Raw genomic sequence first — 1,684 nt, forward strand, 5'->3', positions numbered from 1 at the left:
GCTGGGGTTTGGCACTATTATGACAAAGATGATGAGATGGTGACCGGCGAGTGGAGAAAAGACGGCGCTAAGTGGTTTTATCTGGATGAGGACGGCGATATGCTGACGGATGCCTGGGTAGATGACGAGTATTATGTCGGCGCTGACGGCGCGATGCTGGTAAACCAGTGGGCGAAAACCGCTTCTGAAGACGCTGTGGATGATCCGGACGAGGACGGCGATCACTGGTTCTACTTCGGAAGCAAGGGTAAGAAAGTCAGCAGTGACAAGAAAAAAATCGGCGGTAAGACCTATTTCTTCAACGAAGATGGAGAGATGAGAGATGGCTGGTATGAAACTGAAACTGGCGATGTCTACTACCTGGGTGAAGAAGATGAGGGCTGGAGAGCCGAAAACCAGTGGTTATGGTTAGAGCGTCCGACAGATGAGGATGCAGATGATGACGAATGGTCTGATGATGACTGTACGATCGGTTGTGATGATGAAGGCTGGTACTGGTTTGGCTATGACGGAAAAAGATATAGTGATAATAAAAAGAAGAAAACCATTAATGGAAAACATTATTTCTTTAACGAACATGGCCAGATGCTGTATGAGTGGATCAACACAAAGAATGGCAATACAAGCGACGGCAGTGAAGATGTAGCAGCTAGCCGCAGTGAGATTGAAAAGGCGTCCGGTTCAGACGCATTACAGAGCTACGATAGCAACACTGTAGAAGATATGCGGTATGCAAACCAGGTTGAGGATGGTTCCAGAACCGATGGCTGGTACGAGATTGCTGGTTCGGAGGATGCAGGGACCGATGAAGATACCGAGTGGTATTTCTTCAAAGATGGTAAAGCCAAAAAGGCTGATTCCGATGATCTGGTTAAAGTTGGGGGCGTAGCTGTTACAGATGATGGCGCTCTTGTATACAGAGCAAGAATTAAATGTGATGGCAAGTATTTCTGCTTTAATGAAGTGGGCCAGATGCAGACAGGTCTGCAGTTGATCAACGGCTATTTCTATTACTTTGATGATAACGGTTATATGAAGACAGGAAAGGTTGCCGATGTTGAAGAAGCAGATGATGACGTTTATACTTATTATTTTGAAACCAAAAACAATGGAAACGGAAGAGGTATAAGCGCAATCAAGGATGGTTACCTTTACTGGAATGGTAAGAGAGTAGAAGCTGATGACGATTATGCGTTATATTGGTTAGGCGGAGATCAGATTTATCTTGTAAACAGCAAGGGCAAAGTCCAGAAAACTTCTAAGAAGTATGCATTAGATGGCGTGTCCGGAGATGATATGTATGTTGAAATTAAAAACAATAAGGTAAAGAGTATTTCTGCGGAAAAGAATGAAACCGGTACTGATTTAACAAAGACAGAAAATATTATAACTGCTGTATTAGACGAGGTAATCTGGAGACCGCATATTTTAATTTATGATATGGATCTTGTACCAGTAACATTACCGACAGAATAAGCATAACATCCGTTTAGGGAAATGATTCATTAAAATTCCTAAACAGAATATTCGCTGATACAGTATAAGGATTTTAACAGGAGCAAATCTGCGAATATCATACAGATTTGCCCCTGTTTTTACAAATATTACTTACTCAAACTTCCCACATTAAAAATGGGATTTGCTCCTTGAAAAATCAATACTTTAGCTCACAAAATAGCGCTCA

General features: G+C 42.2%; 1 protein-coding gene. It reads left to right on the plus strand.

All coding sequences use genetic code 11. The features are described from left to right. A partial coding sequence (locus tag NFS31_RS26650; protein ID WP_251502081.1) for a glucan-binding protein occupies positions 1–1,476 on the plus strand: 1,476 nt, incomplete at its 5' end. Between the last annotated feature and the right edge of the window lie 208 nt (positions 1,477–1,684).

The organism is Otoolea muris (genome assembly GCF_943193115.1).
GTDB lineage: Bacteria > Bacillota > Clostridia > Lachnospirales > Lachnospiraceae > Otoolea > Otoolea muris.